The sequence below is a fragment of the Streptomyces sp. MBT53 genome (assembly GCF_016654115.1).
In the GTDB taxonomy this organism is placed as follows: domain Bacteria; phylum Actinomycetota; class Actinomycetes; order Streptomycetales; family Streptomycetaceae; genus Streptomyces.
Genome location: NZ_JAEQAZ010000015.1, coordinates 51588 through 73483, shown reverse-complemented (window position 1 = coordinate 73483; position 21896 = coordinate 51588). Strand labels below are relative to the sequence as shown.

Annotated in this window: 18 protein-coding genes; 12 read left to right on the top strand and 6 right to left on the bottom strand. The window is 71.5% G+C overall.

Annotated elements, in window-relative coordinates; genetic code table 11:
• Positions 1 to 49: 49 nt before the first annotated feature.
• The 3 genes from JHN45_RS08145 to JHN45_RS08135 are packed head-to-tail and all read right to left on the bottom strand — an operon-like array spanning position 50 to position 4484.
• Positions 50 to 685 (bottom strand): ATP-binding cassette domain-containing protein, encoded by a 636-nt coding sequence (locus JHN45_RS08145; RefSeq protein ID WP_201048558.1) that lies wholly within the window; start codon positions 683 to 685, stop codon positions 50 to 52.
• Entirely contained in the window at positions 682 to 4008 is a 3327-nt protein-coding gene (locus JHN45_RS08140) for a branched-chain amino acid ABC transporter permease/ATP-binding protein (RefSeq protein WP_201048557.1), read from the bottom strand. Before JHN45_RS08140 ends, JHN45_RS08145 begins: the two co-directional genes overlap by 4 nt.
• Positions 4008 to 4484, bottom strand: a complete 477-nt coding sequence (locus JHN45_RS08135) for a hypothetical protein (protein WP_201048556.1) — start codon at positions 4482 to 4484, stop codon at positions 4008 to 4010. The genes JHN45_RS08140 and JHN45_RS08135 overlap by 1 nt, the downstream gene beginning before the upstream one ends.
• 122 nt (positions 4485 to 4606) lie before the next feature.
• Here JHN45_RS08135 and JHN45_RS08130 point away from each other — a divergent pair, with 122 nt between their 5' ends.
• From JHN45_RS08130 to JHN45_RS08115, 4 genes are all read left to right on the top strand, one after another.
• Complete coding sequence (locus tag JHN45_RS08130) at positions 4607 to 5164, top strand: hypothetical protein (RefSeq protein WP_201048555.1); 558 nt, start codon at positions 4607 to 4609, stop codon at positions 5162 to 5164.
• A complete protein-coding gene (locus tag JHN45_RS08125) occupies positions 5133 to 6449 on the top strand; it encodes an ABC transporter substrate-binding protein (RefSeq protein ID WP_201048554.1) in 1317 nt (438 codons plus the stop codon). The genes JHN45_RS08130 and JHN45_RS08125 overlap by 32 nt, the downstream gene beginning before the upstream one ends.
• A gap of 56 nt (positions 6450 to 6505) precedes the next feature.
• Complete coding sequence (locus tag JHN45_RS08120; RefSeq protein WP_201048553.1) at positions 6506 to 7507, top strand: YafY family protein; 1002 nt, start codon at positions 6506 to 6508, stop codon at positions 7505 to 7507.
• A 262-nt stretch (positions 7508 to 7769) separates the two neighbouring features.
• Positions 7770 to 7985, top strand: coding sequence for an I78 family peptidase inhibitor (locus tag JHN45_RS08115; protein WP_093625044.1), 216 nt, complete (start codon positions 7770 to 7772; stop codon positions 7983 to 7985).
• A 95-nt stretch (positions 7986 to 8080) separates the two neighbouring features.
• Here JHN45_RS08115 and JHN45_RS08110 read toward each other — a convergent pair whose 3' ends face one another.
• Complete coding sequence (locus tag JHN45_RS08110; RefSeq protein WP_201048552.1) at positions 8081 to 9118, bottom strand: phosphatase PAP2 family protein; 1038 nt, start codon at positions 9116 to 9118, stop codon at positions 8081 to 8083.
• A 237-nt stretch (positions 9119 to 9355) separates the two neighbouring features.
• The gene (locus tag JHN45_RS08105; RefSeq protein ID WP_201048551.1) at positions 9356 to 10522 is read right to left on the bottom strand and encodes a hypothetical protein; all 1167 of its coding nucleotides are present in this window, start codon (positions 10520 to 10522) and stop codon (positions 9356 to 9358) included.
• 259 nt (positions 10523 to 10781) lie between these two features.
• Here JHN45_RS08105 and JHN45_RS08100 point away from each other — a divergent pair, with 259 nt between their 5' ends.
• Together JHN45_RS08100 and JHN45_RS08095 are read left to right on the top strand one after the other, a co-directional pair.
• Positions 10782 to 12383 (top strand): MFS transporter, encoded by a 1602-nt coding sequence (locus tag JHN45_RS08100; protein WP_200716110.1) that lies wholly within the window; start codon positions 10782 to 10784, stop codon positions 12381 to 12383.
• A 210-nt stretch (positions 12384 to 12593) separates the two neighbouring features.
• The gene (locus JHN45_RS08095) at positions 12594 to 13787 is read left to right on the top strand and encodes an acyl-CoA dehydrogenase family protein (protein ID WP_201048550.1); all 1194 of its coding nucleotides are present in this window, start codon (positions 12594 to 12596) and stop codon (positions 13785 to 13787) included.
• A 68-nt stretch (positions 13788 to 13855) separates the two neighbouring features.
• On the opposite strand, the gene JHN45_RS08090 is transcribed toward JHN45_RS08095, so the two are convergent.
• Positions 13856 to 14296, bottom strand: coding sequence for a cell division protein SepF (locus JHN45_RS08090; RefSeq protein ID WP_019074897.1), 441 nt, complete (start codon positions 14294 to 14296; stop codon positions 13856 to 13858).
• A gap of 298 nt (positions 14297 to 14594) precedes the next feature.
• On the opposite strand from JHN45_RS08090, the gene JHN45_RS08085 reads away from it, so the two are divergent.
• The 6 genes from JHN45_RS08085 (at position 14595) to JHN45_RS08060 (ending at position 21879) form a co-directional block, all read left to right on the top strand.
• Complete coding sequence (locus JHN45_RS08085) at positions 14595 to 15857, top strand: DUF5685 family protein (RefSeq protein ID WP_236583483.1); 1263 nt, start codon at positions 14595 to 14597, stop codon at positions 15855 to 15857.
• A 211-nt stretch (positions 15858 to 16068) separates the two neighbouring features.
• Positions 16069 to 18300: a nitrate- and nitrite sensing domain-containing protein gene (locus JHN45_RS08080; RefSeq protein WP_201048549.1), complete on the top strand. Its 2232-nt coding sequence runs from the start codon at positions 16069 to 16071 to the stop codon at positions 18298 to 18300.
• Positions 18297 to 18725: a roadblock/LC7 domain-containing protein gene (locus JHN45_RS08075; RefSeq protein ID WP_200715773.1), complete on the top strand. Its 429-nt coding sequence runs from the start codon at positions 18297 to 18299 to the stop codon at positions 18723 to 18725. The genes JHN45_RS08080 and JHN45_RS08075 overlap by 4 nt, the downstream gene beginning before the upstream one ends.
• Positions 18722 to 19078, top strand: coding sequence for a DUF742 domain-containing protein (locus JHN45_RS08070; RefSeq protein ID WP_019074894.1), 357 nt, complete (start codon positions 18722 to 18724; stop codon positions 19076 to 19078). The genes JHN45_RS08075 and JHN45_RS08070 overlap by 4 nt, the downstream gene beginning before the upstream one ends.
• Complete coding sequence (locus JHN45_RS08065) at positions 19062 to 19661, top strand: ATP/GTP-binding protein (RefSeq protein ID WP_200715774.1); 600 nt, start codon at positions 19062 to 19064, stop codon at positions 19659 to 19661. Before JHN45_RS08070 ends, JHN45_RS08065 begins: the two co-directional genes overlap by 17 nt.
• A 403-nt stretch (positions 19662 to 20064) precedes the next feature.
• Positions 20065 to 21879 carry an FAD/NAD(P)-binding domain-containing protein gene (locus tag JHN45_RS08060; protein WP_201048548.1) on the top strand — a complete coding sequence of 605 codons (1815 nt, stop codon included), beginning with the start codon at positions 20065 to 20067 and terminating at the stop codon, positions 21877 to 21879.
• Positions 21880 to 21896: the final 17 nt, after the last annotated feature.

Sequence of the window (21896 nt, the reverse complement as noted above, 5' to 3'; positions counted from 1 at the left end):
CGCCCCCGCCAGGTCCTCCGACCGGGCGGGGGTCCGGCCGTTGCAGGCCTCAGTGCAGTTCGGCCGCCTCGCCGCCGAACACGACCGCCCCGCGCCGCAGTTCGTACACGAGGGCGGCCCGGCCGCGCAGCACGGGCGGCAGCCGCTGCTCGGCGACGACCACGCACGCGTCCAGCCCGCGCAGCAGTTCGTACGTGCGGTCCGCGACCGCCGGTGACATGCCCTGCGCGGGCTCGTCGACGAGCACCACCCGCGCGCGTGCCAGCAGGGCACGGGACAGGGCCAGCATGCGCTGCTCGCCCCCGGAGAGGGTGCCGGCCCGGCGGGGGAGCAGGGGGCCGAGCTGCGGGTACGCGTCGAGGGCCACGGAGTGGTCCCGCGCCGCGAGTTCGAGGTTCTCGCGGACGGTGAGGGACCCGAACACGGCCCGCCGCTCCGGCACCAGACACAGCCCCCGGCGGGCCCGTTCGTGGGCGGGCATACGGGTCACATCGGCGCCGTCCCACACCACCGCGCCGCCCGACAGCGCGACCGTACCGGCGAGGGCGCGCAGCACGGTCGTACGGCCGGAGCCGTTGCGGCCGAGCAGGACGGTGAGCCCGTGGGCGGGGGCGGCGAGCGTGATGCCGTGCAGGGCTTCGAGGGGGCCGTAGCGCACGCGCGCGTGGCGCAGGGAGATGGTCATGCCGGGGCCTCCCAGGTACCGGGTGCGTCGAGGACACGGTCCGGCGGTCCTATGGCGACGATGCGGCCCGCCGCCATCACATGGACCACGTCGGCGAGGTCGGCGACCAGATCGAGGTCGTGCTCCACGACGAGCAGCGCGGTGCCCTCGGCGGCCAGCGCCCTCAACACCAGGGTCAGCGCGGCCACTTCGGCGGTGTCGAGTCCGGCGGCGGGCTCGTCGAGCAGCAGCACGCGAGGGCCGCCCGCGAACGCCCTCGCCAGCTCGACCCGGCGCAGCGTCCCGGTGGACAGCCCGGCGGCGGGCAGCGACCGCAGCTCCCCGCCGAGCCCGAAGAGCCGCAACGCCCGCTCCACGGCCCCCGGTTCTTCGACGCGCCCCTGCTCGGCCCCCACCCGCACGTTCTCGGCGACGGTCAACGAGGGGAAGACGGCGAGCTGTTGAAAGCTCCGAGCGACCCCGAGCCGCGTCCGGGCGTGCGCGGGCAGCCGGGTGATGTCCCGCCCGTCGAGCCGCACCCGCCCGCGCACGGGCCGCAGGGTCCCGGCCAGACAGTGGAACAGGGTGCTCTTTCCAGCCCCGTTGGGCCCGACGACGGCGGTCACCTGCCCCGCCCGCACGACGAGATCGACACCGTTGAGGGCGGTGAAGCCGCCGTAACCGGCGTGCAGGCTATGGGCGGTGAGGACGGTCGGGACCCGTGCCGGGTCCCGTTCGGCAGGGCGTGCCCGTTCGGGCGGGCGAGTGGCCCCAAGGCCGCGAGCCCACCCGGCGTAGCCCGCCGCTGGACGCGCAACGCCCCTGCGGGTGGAGGCCGGTGGGTCGGTGTCGCTCCTACGGGTGGAGGGCGGTGGGCTGGTGTCGCTCCTACGGGTGGGTGCTGTTGGGTTGGCTTCGCCCCTGCGGGCGGCCGCCGCGGAGCCGGTCTCGCTGCTGCTGGTGGCTGCCGTTGGCTCGGCTCCGCTCCTGCGCGCGGCGGCCGTTGAGCCGACCCCGCGTCCGCGAGCAGCCGCAGGAGAGCCCGCCTCGTCCTGCTGCCCAGGTCCGGCGGTGTGCTCTCGTGGGTTCCGGGCTCCGGGGGTTCGTCCGGGGTCGGTCTGTGCTGGGTGTGCAACGTCCTTGTGGGTGGCTGCCGTTGGGCCAGCCCCGTCTCCGCGAGCAGCCGCCGGAGAGCCTGCCTCGTCCTGCTGCCCAGGTCCGGCGGTGTGCTCTCGTGGGTCCTGAGCTTCGGGGGTTCGTCCGGGGTCGGTCTGTGTTGAGCGTGCAACGTCCCTGCGGGTGGCCGCCGTTGAGCCGACCCCGCCTTCGCGAGTAGCTGCCGAAGAGCCCGCCTCGTCCCGTTGCCCAGGCCCGGCGGTGCGTCCTCGCGGGTTCCGGGTGTCGTCGGACAGCCGACCGCCACCGAGCTCCGCGCGGCGCGCAACACCCGTGTGCACAGACGTCGTTGAGCTCATCCGCAGCGGCCCGGCCGCCACCCGCAACCTCCGCCGCACACGCACCCCCAACGGCGTGAGCCGCGCCCGCCGTTGAGGTCGCAGGCGTTCCGCCGCCGTCCGCAGCGCCTCGTACGGGCCTCCGGGAAACCGTCCCACGCACACCGCCAGCACCCCGATCAGTGCCGCCGCCACTCCGCCGCGCGCGCCCGCGTCCAGGCCCACCAGCAGGGCCGCGGCCGTCAGTGCGCCCAGTGTGCTGTCGGCGCCCAGGACGACCAACGCGGCGAACCACAGCAGGCCCCGGACGGGGTCGTAGGCCGAAGGGTCGAAGGCGCGCAGGCCCATGCCGAGCATGCCGCCGCCGAGGGCGGCCAGGGCGGCGCCCGTGACGAACGCCAGGAGCTTCAGGGCGGGGACGCGGACGCCCGCCGCCGACGCGCCCGCCTCGTGGTCGCGCATCGCGGCGAGGGCGCGGCCCGTGCGGCCCCGGCGCAGGGCGTGGGTCGCCAGCAACGCGCCGGTCAGGAGGGCGAGTTCGAGGGTGTAATAGGCGCGGTCGCCGTCGAAGCCGGACGGGCGGTCCAGCGACAGGCCCGCCGTGGCGTACGGCTGGGCGAAGACGAAGCGGCTGACCCCGACGCCGACCGCGAAGGTCGCGAGGGCCAGGGACAGGCCGTGGCGGCCGATCGCCGGCCAGCCGGTGAGTAGGCCCAGGGGGGCCACCAGGAGGACTGCTGCCGCGAGTGCGGCCAGTTCGGGGAGGCGGGGCAGGCCCGGGAAGCGGCCTGCCGCCAGCAGCGCCGTGAACAGGGCGCCCAGGCCCGCGTACGCCGCCTGCCCCAGCGAGAGCTGGCCGCCGCGCCCGGTGACCACCACCAGGGACAGCAACACCACGCCCAGCGCCGGAACTTGGACCGAGGTGTGCAGGTCCGAGCCCGCGAAGCCGAGGGGGACCAGGAACAGGACCGCCGCCACGATCCAGGCTCCGGGAGGCGTCGCGACGCGTGCGGAAGCCGTACGGGGGAGGGCGTCCCTCGCACCGACACCCGGCAGTACCAGTGCCGCGACCAACAGCGCGACCACGAACAGGTTCGCGCCCACCGCCTGCACCAACTGCCCACCCCAGCCGGACAGATGGACCCGCGTCAACTGGCTCTGCCCGACCCCGATCCCCAGCGCCACCACCACGACGACCGGCAGACTCCGCATCCGCGCGGCCACCGCGACCGCCACCACCTCCATGACGAGCAGGGGCAGGCCGTACGGGTCCAGGCGCACGAACGGGGCGAGGAGCACGCCCGTCAGGCCCGCCGTGAAGGACCCGAACGCCCAGCCCGCCGCCGCGACCCGGTCCGCGTCCACCCCGCCCAGCACCGCGAGTCGGCGGTCGTCGACCACGGCCCGGAGTTCCCGTCCGAACCGCGTCCAGCGGATGACCGCCCCGACGCCCGCCGCGAGGACCAGGACCACCGCCAACTGGCCCCAGGGATCGGCCGACACCAGCTCCGGCGCGTCGTCCCGCGCACCCTGTCCCCACACCAGCACCGCCCCGCCGACCAGCAGCACGAACACGCCGATGGACGCGACCAGGGTCTGCGCCGGATCGCCGCCGAGGACCGAGAGCGGCCGGAAGACGAACCGTTCCAGCGCGACTCCGACGGCGGGCGCGAGGAACAACAGCGTCACCACCGCGCCCAGCCACAGCGGCCAGCCCCACCCCACCACGCACTGCCGCAGCGCGTACGCGCAGACCATCGCGACCGCGCCGTGCGCGAAGTTGAGGACGCCGGTCGCCCGGTACGTCACGATCAGGCCGATCCCGGTGAGCGCGGCGGCGCTGCCGACGGACAGGCCGGCCAGGGTGAGGTCGTAGGTCAGCGAGGACATCAGTCGTCGGCTTCGGCGGGCTCGCAGATCGGGCAGGGGCTCAACTCGCCGTTCGCCACCAGCTTCGAGTCCACCGGCACCGCCTCCGCCTTCCCGGCGACCAACGGGCAGTCCGCGCGGTGCCACAACGTGCCGCCGGGCACCATCAACAGGTCCCCGCTGACCGCCAGGGGCGCGGCGGCGGCCTCCGCCGACTCCTCCGCGTCGTCGGCCCCGGCGGCCACGAGAAGGGCGTACAGCTCCTCCACGCGCGCGGTGGCGAGGGCGCTGCGGCCCTGGGCGAGCAGGACCGCGCCGGCGACGATCAGCGCGGCGCCGGGGATCGTGCAGGAGGCCAGGTAGGGGAGTTGGCGCTCGGCGTAGCGCTCGCCGGAGACGCCGTACCAGCCGAGCACGCACAGCACCGCACCCGCGGCGAGCGCGGCCCAGCCGGCCCACAGGATGGGACGCACGGTCCGCAGTCGGGCTGTCCGCATTTACGGCTCCCACATGTCATGTGTCTGTCCATGCCGGCCAATGGCTTGCACTATGCCTTCTGACACCCGACCTGAAAACACCGGGCGCGCACGGCCCGGACCGACACCCGGCGGTGAGCCAGATGGTTCTCGGGAGCGACCTCAGGCGAAGGAACTCAAGGCGCGGGCGGGGCACGGTAGTTACGGCCGCCGCCCTGATCCTTGTGCTCGGCTCGGCCCTGGCGGCCTGCAGCGACGACAGCGGGGGCGGCAGCAGCGCACCACCGCCGACCCCGTCCGTGGAACAGACCACGAGCGCACCGGCGACCGCGCCCGCCGACCCGGCCGCCGCCACCACCCAGATCAAGGCCAACTGGAAGAAGTTCTTCGACCCGGCCAGCTCCACCAAGGACAAACAGGCCGTCCTGGAGAACGGCGACAAGATGGGCCCCGTCCTGAAGGCGTTCAACGGCGACAAACGCGGCGGCCAGGTCCAGGCGGAGGTCACCAAGGTCGTGTTCACCAAGACGGACAAGGCGACCGTGACCTACACGCTGACCCTCAACGGCGCCACCGCCCTGCCGGACGCCTCCGGGACCTCCGTCGAACAGGGCGGCACCTGGAAGGTGTCCGTCAACACCCTGTGCGCGCTGGTGGCGTTGAGCGGCGATGCCTCGTCGTCGCCCGGGTCGGGCTGCTGAGGCCGCTGCCGCGGTGCTGCTGCTCCTCCTCGGGGGCACGGCCTGCGGCAGCCGTCTCCCGGAGAGCGACTTCGAGCACGGCGGCACCCGTACGCCCGCGCCGAGCACGGGTACGGGCACGGGCACGCCGATCCGGGTCGGCATCATCACCAGCGCGACCAGCCCGGTCGGCGGCGACACCTTCACCGGCCCCCGCGACGGCGCCGAGGCGTACTTCGACCGCGTCAACGCGCGCGGGGGCATCGCCGGGCGCCGGGTCGAGGTGCGGATGTGCGACGACGGCGGCAGCGGTGTCGGCGACAACGAGTGCGTGCACCAGCTGATCGACGAGGACAAGGTCGTCGCCCTGGTCGCCACCACCGCCCTCGACTACGCGGGCGCCTCCCGCGTCTCCCACGCGCGCGTGCCCGACATCGGCGGCCAGCCCATCGGCGCCGCCTACGACACCTGGCCGCACCTCTACGGCATCTACGGCAGCCTCGCACCCCGCGCGGGCACCCCGGGCTGGGGCGGCAAGCTGTACGGCGGCACGGAGGTCTACCGCTACTTCAAGCAGCGCAAGGGCGCCCGTACCGCCGCCGTCGTGTCGTACAACCAGGCAGCCTCGGCCGCCTACGCCCGGCTCGTCGAGCAGGGGCTCAGGGCCGAGGGCTACAAGGTCGTCCCCGAGCAGGTCGACTTCGCGCTGCCCAACTTCCGCGCGGCGGCGGCCGACCTGAAGCAGCAGGGCGCCGACCTCGTCTTCGACGCCCTCGACACGCACGGGAACGCCCAGTTGTGCGCGGCGATGGACCAGGTCGGCGCGAGCGTCGTCGCCAAGGTGACGAACGTACAGAATTGGACATCCACCGTCCCGGAGGACTACAAAAACTCCCCGCGCTGCCGCAACGCCCTGTGGGCGACCGGGTCCAGCCGTGACTTCGACGACGTGTCGCAGCCGGCCGTACGGGAGTTCCGGGACGCCACCAAGGGGCTGAAGACGCATTCCCAGTGGCAGTTGGAGGGCTGGGCGGCGGCGATGTGGTTCACGGACGCGGCGAAGGCCTGCACGGAGACGAAAACGGGCGTCACGCGCGCGTGCGTCGACGGGTTCATGAACCGGAGCGAGCACTACACCGCCGACGGCCTGCTGGTTCCCGTCTCCTTCGAGCGGCTCGCCGCACCGCCGACCACCCGCAGGACGTGTCTGTCGGTGGCCCGCTGGCAGGACGGCAAAGGGTGGATCCCGCAGGGGGACATGAACAGCACTTGCTTCGAGGTGCCCCAACTCCCTTACAGCCCTTGATAACTGCCCTACAGCTCTTGATAACTGCCCTACGGCCCTTGATACAGACTTTGACCATGTTGGAGACCTCGGCACGACTCCTGCGGCTGCTCTCGTTGCTCCAGGCCCACCGCGAGTGGTCCGGCGCCGACCTGGCCGACCGGCTCGGGGTCACCCCGCGCACCGTGCGCCGGGACGTCGACCGGCTGCGCGAGCTGGGCTACCCCGTCAACGCGAGCCCCGGCACGGGCGGCGGCTACCAGCTGGGCGCGGGCGCCGAGTTGCCGCCGCTGCTCCTGGACGACGACGAGGCGGTCGCCGTGGCGGTCGGTCTGCGGACCGCCGCCGGGCAGGGCATCGAGGGCATCGGCGAGACCTCCGTACGCGCCCTCACCAAGCTGGAACAGGTGCTCCCGAACCGGCTGCGCCGCCGGGTGGGCGCGCTCAACGCGTTCACCGTGCCGATGCTGCACAACACCCTGCCGTCCGCCGTCGACCCCGCCGTACTGACCGAGCTGGCCGCCCTGTGCCGGGACGCCGAGCGGCTGCGCTTCGAGTACGAGAGCCACGACGGCGCCCCCACCCGCCGTACCGTCGAACCGCACCGCCTGGTGTGCACCGAGCGCCGCTGGTACCTGGTCGCCTGGGACCTGGACCGCGAGGACTGGCGCACCTTCCGCGTCGACCGCGTCACGCCCAAGCCGCCGCACGGCCCGCGCTTCACCCCGCGCGAACCACCGGCCGAGAACCTCGCCGCGTACGTCTCGAAAGGGGTCTCCACGCGCGCGTACGCCTCGCAGGCCGTCGTCCGGCTGCTCGTGCCCCTGGAGCGGGCCGCCGAGCGGATCTCACCGTCCGCCGGGACGCTGGAGGCGGACGGGCCGGACGCCTGTCTGCTGCGGACCGGGGCGCCGAATCTCGATGTGATGGTGATCCATGTGGTGATGATGGGCTTCGATTTCGAGGTCCTGGAGCCTGCGGAGCTGACCGGGGCGATCAGGACGGCGCGGGACCGGCTGACCCGTGCGCTGGACCGGGACGGCCGGGTGCCGCACGACGATTCTGTGCCGGAACGGTGAAACTCTTATGCGGCGTCAGCTCCCGCCGTACGGCACGGAATCGGAATGGAATGGGGCACCCGGCCGGTTCTCGCGGAACTTTCCGCCGGGCTATTCGACGGGCCGGACCGACACGCGGGAATTACGTTCGAATGGCCGCGTAAGGCGTACGGAACCGCTCATACGTGTGAGCCGGACGGAACAAAACACACGTCCTGATCCTGTGACAGAAGTGTGACCGGAGCGGGTCATGGAGAGCGGGAGAAGGGCTAGCGTGGCGGGCATGGCACCCATTCCGACTCCACCGGCGGAACCCCAGGACAACCCCAACACCTACGTCGGCCTCGACGCCCCCGAGGCCGAGCGGCTCGCGCGGGAACGGGGGTGGTCGACCGTGCGGTCGCTGCCGCCGGGGGCGATCATCACCATGGAGTACCGCGAGGGCCGACTGAACTTCGAGGTCAAGGACGGCACGGTGGCGCGTGCCTGGAAGGGCTGAACGCGCACGTCACGAAGGCCCCGGTTCCGCAGGAGGAACCGGGGCCTTCGTCATGCGGGGATGGGTTGTGCGTACCGGCCCCGCGGTCTGGTGGGTCAGCCGCCCGCCGCCGGACGGGCCGTCGCCGAGGCGGTGCCACGTGCCACCCGCTCCGGATGCGGCGGGCGGCGGCTGCCGATCGGGGTGACCGGGGTGCGCTCCGAGCGGGTCGTGTGCGGGCTCGGCGCCAGATGGGCGGGAGGCCGCGCCGAACGGCTCGCGGTGACCGTCTCGCGGGCCGCCGGGACCTCGTCGCCCGAGGCGGAGGTGCGCGGCTTGAGCAGCACGGGCGCGGTGACCGGCAACGCAGGCACCGGGGCGGGCGCCGTACCGCCGCGGCGGGCGCGCCAGCGGTCGCGGTAGTCGAAGATGCGGGTCTCGGCCAGCGCGATCAGCGGCTCGCACCACGGGAGGGCGAGCAGCACCAGCAGACCGGCGGCCCAGCCGAGCAGGACGTCGCTCAGCCAGTGCGTACCGAGGTAGACCGTGGCGAGACCGACGCCGAGCGAGGTCACGGCGGACGCGGCGGACAACCAGCGGCGGGCCCTCGGTGTCGAGGCCAGATAGGCCAGAATCCCCCAGGTCACGACCGCGTTGGCGGTGTGGCCGCTGGGAAATATATCGCCGCCCAGGCCCATCTCGTTCGAGCCGATGACGGTGGCGTAGTGCGGGCCGAGGCGGCCCATGCCGAGCTTGGCGGCGCCGACCGTGATGTTCAGGAGGAGCAGCAGGGTACCCAGGGTCAGCAGCGGACGCAGCGTGTGCTGCCGCCACGAGCGCCAGCCCAGCCAGGCCGCGACCATCACCGCGGTGGGGCCGCGCTGGCCCAGCACCACGTAGTAGTCGACGAACCAGTGGATGCCCGCCCACTGCTGGTACGGGCGGAAGAACATGACCTGCCAGTCGAACCGGACCAGCCAGGACGTGGTCACGACGAGCCACACGATCGCCAGATAGAAGGCCAGGGTCGCGGCAAACAGCACGACCCTGTGCCGGCTCATCTTCGGCACATCGATGTTGGCCGGCCGTTCAGGTTCACGGTCCAGCCTCGCGAACACCCGGTCCAGACGGGTGAGGTTTCGTTCGGTACGCACTCAATCGACGTTACAGCGAGTGAGTGTGGATCCCCGTCGAATCAGCGGCTTTGTGATGACGATGTGATGTGGGAAAGCTCTCAGAGACAGGTTTATTTCCGAGGATTCCGCAATCCCCGATGCCTCCGCCCTTCAATTCCTTTGATCATGCCGGGCCCGAGTTTTATGGCACTTATGAATTAGTTCACCAAACGCTGGGGTGAAATTAGCCGGGCGCTCACCGGTCCCCGGCGTGGATCATGGCGGACCGGAACCGTTCAGCCAGAACGCCCCGTACACGGCCGACGCCACCGCGACACCGCCCACCACCCACGCTGACCTGGACGTACGCAGCCGCGCCAGAGCGAGCGCGAGAGGGAACAACAGGGGGAAAGCGGGCATCAGCAGGCGCGGTTTCGAGCCGAAGTAGCTCGACGCGCACAGCGCGAGCGCGGTGACAACCCCCGTGTACACCAGGAGGGGCAACGGCTGCCGCTGCCGGACCCCGACCACGTACAGCCACACCACCAGCCCGACCCCGACGATCAGCCCGACCCCGGCCAGGGCGGACGGGAACGAGGTGAACTTCTCGCCGACGAAACGGGCGAAGGCGGCGCCCCCGTCGAAACCGTTGCGCCAGCCCGCCTGCACGTCGAGATAGCCCAGCGGCCCCTTGCCGGTGCGGTGGCCGACCCACAGGACGTACCCGGCGGCGCCCAGGGGCGCGAGCACCAGACCGAGGGCGCACCGCCAGTTCCGCGCGCCGGGCGCGGGCGCCGTGCTGCGGTCCCGCACGAAAGAAGTCACTGAAGGGGCCACGAAAGAGGTGACGCCGGCGACCCACACCGCGGCGACCACTGCGAGCCCCACGGGCCGGGTCAGACCCGCCAGCAGCGCCAGAGTCCCCGCCGTCAGCCAGCGGCCGGTCAACGCGGCGTACAGCGACCAGGCGGCGAGCGCGGTGAACAGCGACTCGCTGTACGCCATCGACTGCACGATCCCCACGGGGAGCACGGCCCACAGCAGCACGGCACACACGCCCGCCCTACGGCCGTAGACGTGCTCGGCGACGGCGAAGATCCCCCAGGCCGCCGCGAGCGAGGCGAGCAGGCTCACCACGAGACCGCCGTCGGCGTACGACAGCGGGGAGACCGCGTGCATGAACCTTTCCAGCCAGGGCAGCAGCGGGAAGAAGGCGAGGTTCGAGTGGACGTCGCCGTTCGGGAGCCGCACCTCGTAGCCGTAACCGAGGTCGGCGACCCGGGTGTACCAGAGGGCGTCCCACCGCGCGGTCAGCAAGGTGTGGGCGCTCTTGCCGCGCGCCGCGCTCCACACCGCGAGCACCACCAGGCCCAGGGCGCGGACGGCGGCGTACCCGAGGAGGGCCGGGGCCGCCCGGCGCAGGGGTGCTTCAAGATCGGTCACGGGCTCGATTATCGACGGGGTGCGGAACCGACCGGCCCGCCGGGGCGTGGTCCACAGGAGGGGGAGTGGTGTACGCCACACGTGTTGTCCGGGGAGTGTGAGAGGTCCGCCACGTGGCATTGGCGTGAACTCGCGTACTCTGACGGCTCACTCGCCTTCGTTGCGCGGGCCGGAGACACCGCTCCTCTCCGGCCGCAGTCACGGGGAGTCCCCACCCCGTGAGCCCGCCGAACGCGAGGGAACATCTGGGAGGTAGTACATGTCCGGGACGACCACGGCCGCCGCAGCGCTGCGCCGTCGGGCGGCCGGGGCCGGTGCCAACCGCTGGGTCGTCCTCGTCGTCCTCTGCGTGAGCCTGCTCCTCGTCGCGCTCGACGCCACCGTGCTCCATGTCGCGGTGCCCGCCGTCACCGAGGACCTCAAACCCGGCGCGATAGAGCTGCTCTGGATCGTCGACGTCTATCCGCTGGTCTGCGCCTCGCTCCTCATCCTCTTCGGCACGCTCGGCGACCGCGTCGGCCGCAGACGCATCCTGCTCCTCGGCTACGGCCTCTTCGGCATCGCCTCCGGCCTGGCCGCCTGCGCCCATTCCGCCCAGGTACTGATCCTCGCGCGGGCGCTGCTCGGCGTCGGCGGCGCGATGATCATGCCCGCCACGCTGTCGATCCTTCGCCAGGTCTTCCCCGACCGGCGCGAGCGCGCGGTGGCGATCGGCGTGTGGAGCGCGGTGGCGGCGGTCGGCGCGGCGGTGGGCCCGCTGCTCGGCGGGTTCTTGCTGGAGCACTTCTGGTGGGGCTCGGTCTTCCTGGTCAACATCCCCTTGATGCTGATCAGCCTGCCGATCGGCCGCCTCCTGCTCCCCGAGTCCCGCGGCGACCGCAACGGCCCGTGGGACGTCGTCGGCGCGCTGATGGCCGCCGGTGGACTCTTCGGAGTCGTCCTGGGCGTGAAACGGCTCGGCGGCGGAGAGCCCGTGGACAGCGCGTGGACGGTGGCCCCGCTGCTCGTGGGCGCGGTGCTGATGGTTCTTTTCGTACGACGGCAACGGCGCCGTACGCATCCGCTGGTGGACCTGAGCATGTTCCGCAGGCCGGCGTTCAGCACCTCCGTCGGCTGCATTGTCCTGGCGATGCTGGCCCTGGTGGGCCTCGAACTCATCGCGGCCCAGTATCTGCAACTGGTCCTGGGCCTGTCGCCTCTCCAGACGGGTCTACGACTCCTGCCGCTGACGTTCGCGGCGATGGCGGCCGGGCTGTTCGGGGCGCGGATGCTCCGGCGTTTCGGCCCGCGCCGGATGGTGTGCTTCGGCTTCTGCCTGACCGCGTTCTCGGTGCTGACGCTCACCGCGATGGGCGGCCGGGACAATACCGGGCTGCTGCTCTTCGGGTTCCTGCTGCTCGGGTTCGGCCTGGAGATGACCCTCTTCGGGGCGTACGAGTCGATGCTCAGCGAGGCTCCGCCGGCCCAGGCGGGCGGAGCGGCGGCGATCGGCGAGACCTCCTACCAACTCGGCGCCGGTATCGGCATCGCGCTCCTCGGCAGCGTCATGAACGCGGCGTACGCGCCAGGTCTGCGCTCAGTGCCCGGGGTTCCGACCTCCGCGTCGGCCTCGGCGGGCCATTCACTGGGCGAGGCGTACGACGTCGCGTCGCGTCTCGGTGGAGTGCGTGGCGCCGCCCTGCGTGACGCGGCACGGCACGCCTTCGTGCACGGGCTGCACGTCACGCTCCTCGTCAGCGCGGGCTTGCTGCTGCTGGGCGCGGTGATGGCGTTGCGCCTGCCGCGCGTCATGCAGTGCGAGGCACCTCTGGCCAAGGTGCCGGCCCCGCGCGAAGTCACCCAGCCCCGCGTCTCCGCCTGAACACCCTTCTCCCACCCACGCACCGCCCGTGACGGGCACTCGAAGGGTGGACGCTTCCCGTGGGGGTTCCCCGCCGTCGGCGACCGCGGGTCGGGGAGGGGGAGAGCCGCAGAAGTTTGGGGGGTGGTGGACGTGCTCGACTCGTCGTCGTAACGTCGACCCCGTTGTCGTAACTAGCGGTGATAGTTTTTAGGTGCCGGAGGCTGAGCCATGTCATCGTCCTCGAAGTTGCCCCCCTTCGACCCCGCCGACCCCCTCGGCCTCGACGACCTGCTCGACCCCGAGGATCTCGCGATCCGCGACACCGTTCGCGCGTGGGCCGCCGACAAGGTGCTGCCGTACGTCGCCGAGTGGTACGAGAAGGGTGAGTTGCCCGGGATCCGGGAGCTCGCGCGGGAGTTGGGCGGGATCGGGGCGCTCGGGATGTCGCTCGACGGGTACGGGTGCGCCGGTGCCTCCGCCGTCCAATACGGGCTCGCCTGCCTGGAGTTGGAGGCCGCCGACTCGGGGATCCGGTCGCTCGTGTCGGTGCAGGGATCGCTCGCCATGTACGCCATCCACCGCTTCGGGAGCGAGGAGCAGAAGCAGACCTGGCTGCCGAACATGGCCTCCGGTGACGTCATCGGCTGCTTCGGGCTGACCGAACCCGACCACGGCTCCGACCCCGGCGCCATGCGCACGTACGCCAAGCGCGACGCGAGCGGCGACTGGATTCTCAACGGGCGGAAGATGTGGATCACCAACGGCTCGGTGGCCGGCGTCGCCGTCGTGTGGGCGCAGACCGACGACGGGATCCGGGGGTTCGTCGTACCGACGGACGTCTCCGGCTTCTCCGCGCCCGAGATCAAGCACAAGTGGTCACTGCGCGCGTCCGTCACCAGCGAACTCGTCCTCGATGATGTGCGATTGCCCGCCGATGCGGTGCTGCCCGAGGTCGTGGGACTGAAGGGGCCGCTGAGCTGTCTGTCGCACGCCCGTTACGGAATCGTGTGGGGTGCGATGGGCGCGGCGCGCGCTTCCTTCGAGTCCGCCGTCGAATACGCGAAGACGCGGGAGCAGTTCGGGCGGCCCATCGGCGGCTTCCAGCTCACCCAGGCCAAGCTCGCCGACATGGCGGTCGAACTGCACAAGGGGATTCTGCTCGCCCATCACCTGGGGCGGCGCATGGACGCCGGGCGCCTGCGTCCCGAGCAGGTCAGCTTCGGCAAGCTCAACAACGTACGGGAGGCCATCGAGATCTGCCGTACGGCACGGACGATCCTCGGTGCCAACGGGATCTCGCTGGAGTACCCGGTGATGCGGCACGCGACGAACCTGGAGTCGGTGCTCACGTACGAGGGCACCGTCGAGATGCACCAGCTCGTGCTGGGCAAGGCGCTCACCGGACTCGACGCCTTCCGGTAGGAAGACCCGAGGACCCTGATCGACGTTGATCAACCCTGCGGGAGGCAGGGCCGGTAAGCGGCCCTGCCTCAGCTCTGGTTGAAGAAACCGTCCTCGCGGCGCGCGACCGGGTCGCCGCTGACGATCTCCGTGTTGGCGGGGGTCAGCAGGAAGACACGGTTCGCGACCCGCTCGATCGTGCCGCGCAGGCCGAAGGTCAGGCCGGCCGCGAAGTCGACCACGCGCTTGGCGTCGGTCGCCTCCATCGCCGTGAGGTTCACGATCACCGGGACACCTTCCCGGAACAGCTCACCGATGGCGCGGGCGTCCCGGAAGCTGTCCGGGGTGACCGTGCCGATGCGCCGGCCCTTCACCTCGGCCACGTCCGAGGCCACCTTCACTCGCGGGTCCGTCACCCAGGCATCCCCGGGCTGCTCGGTCCCTTCGGAGTAGTCGTCGTCGTAGTAGCGCTCGTCATCGTTGTCGTCAACGAGCCCAAGCCAGGCACTCGCCTTGCGTACCGATCCCATGGACGCCTCCTCTCACAGCGGTCTTTATTGCTATCCGCATCCCTATGGTCATCCATGATGCGGATCGCGCGCCAAGTGGATAGACGCCGCGCGGGGGGTTTGTGACGCTACTGGTGCACAGCCAATACGTCGAGGGCCCCCGTGTATCAAGGGTGTTGCCGCATGCGGCTGCTGACTGAGAGTGAAATATGATTCTTCCCGGCGTCCGGGTGATGGCTGGTGCGTACGGGTGAACGGAGTGGTCGATGCGATGCGGCCGCTCAACGCCCACCGGGCGTCGTAGTGAACGCCACGTCAGATGTCGTACACGCCACGGGGGATCGTCGTGTTCGGAATGGTCAGGCCCTGCAGTCATCGGCTCGGAGAGAGCCTCAAGGCCCAGTGGATGGCGCACTTGTGCGGGTTGTGCCTCGCGCTGCGCGGAGACCACGGGCAGCTCGCGCGGGTGGTCACCAACTACGACGGGCTGCTGCTCTCGGTCCTGACGGAGGCTCAGGTCGAGCGGGAGGCCGGCGGCTGGCGGCGTACGGCCGGGCCCTGCCCGTTGCGCGGGATGCGCACCGCGTCCGTCGCGCAGGGCGAGGGCGCGCGCCTCGCGGCGGCCGTCTCGCTGGTGCTCGCCTCCGCGAAGGTGCGTGACCATGTCGCCGACGGGGACGGGCTGCTGGCCCGCAAGCCCGTGGCCCTGGCCGCGCGGCGGGTCGCCGGGAGCTGGGGGCGGGCCGGGGCGCGGACCGGCGCGGGCGTCGGGTTCGACGCCGGTGTCCTCGTCGAGGCCGTGGAGCGGCAGTTCGGCATCGAGGCGCTCGCCGGGCCCGGCACCCAGATCCTGACCGTCACCGAACCGACCGAGACCGCCACCGCGGCCGCCTTCGCGCACACCGCGCTCCTGGCCGGACGGCCCGGCAACGCCGTACCGCTCGCCGAGGCCGGGCGCCTCTTCGGCCGGCTCGCGCATCTCCTGGACGCCGTGGAGGACCGGGAGTCCGACGCGGCGTCGGGTGCCTGGAACCCGCTCACCGCGACCGGCACCCCGCTCACCGAGGCCCGGCGCCTGGCCGACGACGCGCTGCACGGGATACGGCTCGCGCTGCGGGAGACGTCCTTCACGGACGGCAAGTTGGCGCATCTGCTGCTCGCGCACGAGCTCGGCCGCTCGGTCGACCGGGCCTTCGGGACCCAGTCCTGCGGACACGGGAACGGAGGCGGGAACGGAGGCGGGTATGGGCAGGCGCCGGGGCCGCGGGCCGCCTTCGGACCGCCGCAGACCCCCTATCTGCCGGGCGATCCGCGCCACGACGGCAATCCCTACGGTGGGAATCCGCACGGCGGCAACCCCTTCGGCGGTGAACCCCCACGGCCCGACAAGCGCGGCTTCTGGGCCGGGTGTGCCGCCGCGCTCGGGCTGTGCTGCACCTGCAAGGTGTGCTGCGCCGACGAGTTCGAGGGACCGTGGTCGCGGCGGCGGCGCGAGGGGTGCTGCTCCAGCTGCGACTGCTCGTGCTGTGACGCCTGTGAATGCTGCGAGTGCTGTGAATGTCTCTCGTGCTGTGACTGCTGAGCGTGACGGTGACGGGGAGTCACCACCGTTGTATACGACCGGCTCGCGAGGTATTGCCGACCTGCGGGGCCGGGAGGCCCGTGTTTCGGCGCGGTAAAACAAAAACATGATCCGGTGACCGGTGTGCCGTGAGGGTCGTTGGGCGGGAGCAGAACCATTTCTGCCTCAGGTTCGACTCTTGATCAACTCGCCACCCACTTAAGGCACTTCAGTGGACGTCACAACAAAAGCGACCACCAGCATCCGCGCCAGGCTGCTGAGGATTCTGGTCCTCGCTCTCGCGGTCCTGCTCGCCCTGCTCGGCATCGCGGCCACCGAGCAGATCTCCGCCTACCGCAACGCCTCCGCGACCGCCGACAACGCCCGCCTGGAGATCACCCTCCAGGGACTCGTGCACGAACTCCAGAAGGAGCGCGGGCTCACCACCGGATACGTGGGCGGAGTCCGGCAGTTCAGCGCCAAACTGCCCGCGCAGCGCAAGGCGACCGACGCCGCCCGCCAGCAGCTGGACCTGGCCCTGAAGGGGCGCGAGGACTCGGCCGCCGGTTCCGTGCGCGAGTCCCTGGGCCGGCTCGACGGCCTGGACGGGATCCGCAAGGACGCCGACGACGGCACCGGCGTGGTGAAGGACACCTTCGACTACTTCACCACCACCATCACCGTCCTGGACCGGCTCGACCTCGGCCTCGGAGACGTCCACGACGGCACGCTGCGCGACGCCTACCAGGCGCTTCAAGTCCTCGGCAACGCCAAGGAGTTCACCGGCGAGGAGCGGGCCATCGTGCTCGGCTCGGTACGCGCCGGGAAGTTCCGCGGCGACGACTACGGCCGGTTCATGGAGATCCGCGCCGGACGCCTCGCCGCCCTCGACGCCTTCCCGCGGTCGGCCACCGCTGTGCAGGAACGGCGCCTGAACACCGCCCTGACCACGCCCGACGCCGAGCGCACGCTGGCGTACGAGAGCAAGGCGGTGCACGGCACCGGGAAGCTGAAGTCGAGCGTCATCCCGCCCATGGCCTGGTGGGACGCGACGACCTCCACCATCAACGGGATGCGCGGCGTGCAGATCAGCCTCGGCACCGATGTCGAGAACCGGGCCGCGCAGCTGGAGAGTTCGGCCCAGCGCGACCTGCTGCTGTTCCTGCTGCTCGCGCTCGGTACGGTCGCCGCGCTCGGCGCGCTGGCCCTCGACTGTGTGCGGTCCGTCTCCTCGCCGCTGGTCGAACTCGCCCAGCAGGCACGGGAGGTGGCCGGGACCCGGCTGCCGCAGGCCGTGGCCGCCGTACAGGACGGCTCGTCCGGGGCGGCGCCGCAGCCGCCCGCCCGGCTCGTCGTCACCGACCGGGCCGGGGCCGAAGTCCGGGAGGTGGCCGAGGCGTTCGACCGGGTGCAGCGGTCCGCGTTCGATCTCGCCACCGAGCAGGCCGTGTTGCGGCGCAACGCCACCGACTCGCTGGTGAGCCTGGGCCGTCGCAACCAGAACCTGGTGCGCCGTCAGATCAGCTTCATCAACAAGCTGGAGCACGAGGACGCCGATCCGGCGACCCTCGCCAACCTCTTCGAACTCGACCACCTGGCCACCCGTATGCGCCGCAACGCCGAGAGCCTCCTCGTGCTCGCCGGGGAGTCCAGCCCCCGCCCCTGGTCCACCCCGCTGGCCGTCAACGACGTGCTGCGCGCGGCGCTCTCGGAGGTCGAGGAGTACCGCCGGGTCACCCTGCGCCGGATCGAGCCCGCGTTCGTCACCGGCTCCGTCGTCGTCGAAATCGCCCACCTGCTGGCCGAGTTGGTGGAGAACGCGCTGAGTTTCTCGCCGCCGGACTCCGACGTGGAGATCGAGGGGCGGCGCACCAGCGCCGGTTATCTGGTCGCGATCGTCGACCATGGCTTCGGCATGGACAACCAGGCCCTCGCCGAGGCCAACGTACGGCTCTCCGGCACCGCCAGCTTCATGGCCGAACCCACCCGGTTCCTGGGCCACTTCGTGGTCGGCGCGCTGGCCCGCAAGTGCGGTATCGAGGTACGGCTCGGCGAGGCGCCGGCGGCCGGTGTGGTCGCGCGGGTGCTGATTCCCGCGGCGCTGCTGACGGAGAAGGCGGTCGAGGCGAAGCCCTCGGTCCCGGCACCGAGGAAGGCGGAGACGGACATGGAGCCCAAGCCCGAACCGGCGGTCGCCCCGATGGCCGCCAAGGGCGGTTCGTCCGCCGCGCGCACCCGCAACGGCCTGGTCAAGCGGCCCCAGCGCAGCGGTATCGCGGCAGCGGTGAGCGAGACCGACCGCACCGACCGGACCACCCCCGCAGCACCGCCCAACCCGGAGCGGACCCCCGAACAGGTCTCCGGGATGCTCTCCACCCTGCGCAGCGCCCATATGCGGGGCGGGATCAGCGTCGAGAAGGAGAAGCAGCAGAACGCCGAGACGAACGAGGGTGCCGCCAAGTGACCGCCGTCGACATCCAGCACGACTCGCAGACCTTCAACTGGCTGCTCGCCAACTTCGTCAAGAGCACCGACGGCGTACGGGACGCGGTCGCCGTCTCCTCCGACGGACTGCTGATCGCCGTGTCGGACGGGCTCGGACGGACCGAGGCCGACCATCTCGCCGCGATCGTCTCGGGGTTGAGCAGTCTGGCCCGCAGCGCGTCCAAGCGGTACAGCTTCGACGGGGTCAAGCTCATCATGATCGAGATGGGCCGGGGTTTCCTGCTCGTCTCGGCGATCCGGGACGGCAGCTGTCTCGGTGTCCTCGCCGACAGCAGCGGTGAACTGGGCCTCGTCGGCTACGAGATGGCGGTGCTCGCGGAGCGGGCGGGTGATCTGCTCACCCCGACGCTCATCGCCGATCTGCGACAGGCGTTGCCACGGTGAACGGTGAACAGTCCAGGGACGTAGAACCTGACGAGGACGCGACGTTCGTCCGGCCGTTCATCATCACCGGCGGCCGGTCCGAGCCCCTCCAGGCCGATCTGCGGCTGGAGACGCTGGTCGTCGCCGTCGGCGTGCCGGATCCGTCGCTCGCTTTCGAGCGGCGCCACATCGTCGCGGTGTGCGAGCGGCCGACGACCGTCGCCGAGGTGGCGCACCGGGTCGGGGTGCCTCTCGGAGTGGCGAAGGTGCTCATCTCCGACCTCGTCGTCGCCGGGCAACTCGCCTGCCGGCAACCCGCGGAGCTGCCGCTCCCGATGCTCGAAAGGATCAGGGACCATGTCCGGGCGCTCTGACAAGATCGTGCCGCTGGCCGTGAAGATCGTGGTCAGCGGCGGCCTCGGGGTCGGCAAGACCACCTTCATCGGGGCCATTTCGGAGATCGAACCCCTCGACACCGAGGCGGCGATGACCCAAGTCTCCGTGGGCGTCGACTCGTTGGTGGGGGTCGAGGCGAAGACCACCACGACGGTCGCCCTCGACTTCGGGCGGATCACGCTCGATCCGACGATGACGCTCTATCTGTTCGGGACGCCCGGACAGGACCGGTTCTCGTTCCTCTGGGACGACCTGGTGGAGGGCGCGCTCGGCACGGTGGTCCTCATGGACACCCGGCGGATCGAGGACTGCTTCCCGGCGGTCGACTACTTCGAGTCGCAGGGCGCGCCCTTCGTCCTCGCCGTGAACCGCTTCGACGGCGCCGACCGGTTCGACGTGGAAGAGGTCCGGGAGGCGCTCGGGCTGAGCGCGGACGTACCCGTGCTGGAGTGCGACGCGCGCAACCGGGACTCCGTACGCGATGTGCTCGGTGCGCTGATGGACCGGGTGATCGGGGTCCGGGCGACACCGCGACGGCGTACGGCCGCGCTGACCCGATAGCTGTGGTGGAGGAAGTGCGGACGAAACCCGAGGGGAGGGGTGCGTGTGAAGGCGGAACGGGTGGACCGGAAGAACACGTGAGGCGCACGGCCGGAGGGAGACTCCGGCGACCGGGACGCGCAGTGGGTCAGCTCAACAGGAAGAGGACCACACTCGACCGAGGTCGATGTGGGAGCGCTTGACCAGCCACTGCTGCCGATGCATGAACTAAGTGGAACAGGCATCCGGTGGGGCGTCAACCGAGATGAGACGTACTGCTCACAGTGTGGACTTCCTTGACAGCGAGGGGAAACGGCGCCGTACAGTCGGAGAACGGCCCTGCTGAGGGGCTCGGCCGTACGGCGCCGCGAGGCGCCCTGTGTGAAGGCATTCGCCCGTGTTGCTCACGTCACGGAGTCTTCGCATGCCTTCCGACATTCCCACCCCCATATCCGCCGCCCCGGGTACCAGGCCCTCACTCGTGATCGTCGGGGCCGGGCCGCGGGGGACCGGTCTCATCGAGCGCATCGCCGCCAACGCGCCGGAGCTGTACGCCGGTTCGGGCACAGAGGGTGCCGGGGGCTTCGACATCCACCTCGTCGACCCCCATCAGCCGGGCGCCGGACGCATCTGGCGCGCGGCCCAGTCGCCGCTGCTGTGGATGAACTCGCACGCCGAGGACGTCACCATGTTCACCGACGAGACGGTGGTCATGGAAGGGCCGGTACGCCCCGGCCCCACGCTGCACGAATGGGCGGAGATCGAGGGCTCCACCTTCGCCGACCGGCAGCTCCAGGGCGCCTATCTGCGCTGGGTGCACGAGGAGGCCGTGGCCGCACTGCCGCCGGGTGTCACCGTCCACCACCACCCGCAGCGGGCCCTGCGGGTGAGCGGCCCGCGCGAAGGACGCCAGCAGGTGTGGCTCGAAGGCCGCCCACACCCGCTCCCCGCCGACCTCGTCGTCCTCGCGATCGGCCACCTCGACGCCGAACTCGACCAGGAGCAGCACGAGTTGGCGGCCTACGCCCGCGCCCACGACCTGGTCCACCTGCCGCCCGACTTCACCGCCGACAGCGACCTCACCTCCCTCGCACCCGGTGAACCCGTCATCGTCCGCGGCTTCGGACTCGCCTTCGTCGACCTGATGGTGCTGCTCACCGAGGGACGGGGCGGACGCCACGACGGCGACACCTACGTCCCCTCGGGGCAGGAGCCGGTGCTGTACGTCGGCTCGCGGCGCGGAGTGCCGTACCACTCGAAGATCGGTTACGAGTGGACCGGTGAACGGCCGCCGCTGCCACGGTTCTTCGGGCCCTCCGAGGTCGACGCGATCCTCGCGCGGCCCGGAGGCTTCGACTTCCGGCGGGACGTATGGCCGCTGATCGAGAAGGAGTTGGGGTTCGCGCACTACCACCGGCTGTTCGGTGTGCACCCCGAGCGGACGGCGATCGCCTGGACCGACTTCGAGGAGAAGTACGCGGCCGGGGAGACGGCGGAGCGCGAGGCGCTCGTGGCGTCCGCCGTGCCCGACCCCGCCGACCGGCTCGACCTCGCGGCGCTCGACCGCCCGCTGGACGGGGTGCGGTATCCGTCGCAGGAGGCGTTCCAGGAGGGCCTGCGGGCCTATGTCGAGGCCGATCTGACACGCCGTCACGATCCCTCCCGCAGCCCGGACCTGTCCGTCTTCCTCGGACTGCTCTCCGTCTACGTGCAGTTGATCCGGCTCGGTGACATCGGACCCTGGTGGCACGGCTTCTTCAGCTATCTCGCCTCCGGGCCGCCCGGACCCCGGCTGCGCCAACTGCTCGCGCTGTCCCGGGCCGGCATCGTGCGGTTCGTCGGCGCGGACATGGCCGTGACCGCCGAGGACGGGGTGTTCCGGGCGTCCAGCCCGACCGTGCCCGGCGTCACCGTCGAGGCGCGGGCGCTCGTCGAGGCCCGGCTGCCCGAGCCCACCGTCGGACGCGCCCTCGACCCGCTGCTGCGCCAACTGCACGCCGACGGCGCCGTGGAGACCCCGGAGGGACTGCTGCGGGTGGACCGCGCCGACGGCCGCATCCTCGACGCGGCCGGACGACCGCACCCCCGGCGCTTCGCGCTCGGCCCCTACACCGACGTCCGGACCCCGGGCGCCTTCACCCGCCCGCGCACCGGCGGCCCCGCCTTCCGGCAGAACGACGCCACCGCACGGGCCGTACTCGCCTTTCTCCGGGACCTTGCGTGTCGGGCCGCCGCGTGACCCCCAGCCGGCCGGTG